Genomic DNA, 418 nt, shown 5'->3' on the forward strand with positions numbered 1-418 from the left:
CATCAGTGCATCGGCGACCAGTTGCGAACTCATGCTTTCCTGCATTGACCAGCCAACGATGCGGCGCGAGTACAAGTCCAGCACGGCCGCTGCATACAACCAGCCTTCGGCCGTCCAGATATACGTGAAGTCGGCCACCCACTTCTGGTTCGGCGCGTCTGCCTGAAATTGACGGTCAAGCACGTTTGCTGCGACCGCACCACGTTGAGCGCGGTCCTTTGGCAAGCCACGGCGTCTTGGCCTCGCACGCAGCGCCTGCTCGCGCATCAGCCGCTCTACGCGATGCAGGCCGCAGCGTAAGCCGAGTGCGAGCACGTCGTGCCATACCCGTCTCGCGCCATATGTACGGTCACTGCTAAGGAAGCTCTGGCGCACCTGGACACTCAGGACTTCGTCGGTCCGGCGTCGCTGGCTTGGC

1 protein-coding gene is annotated in these 418 nt (G+C 62.7%); it reads right to left on the bottom strand.

Annotation, left to right across the window (positions count from 1 at the left end; genetic code table 11):
- Window positions 1-418: IS3 family transposase (locus CDV44_RS27285; RefSeq protein ID WP_141118843.1), on the bottom strand; the 418-nt coding region annotated here is incomplete at both ends.

Source organism: Pandoraea sp. PE-S2R-1, from assembly GCF_002179865.1.
Lineage (GTDB): Bacteria > Pseudomonadota > Gammaproteobacteria > Burkholderiales > Burkholderiaceae > Pandoraea.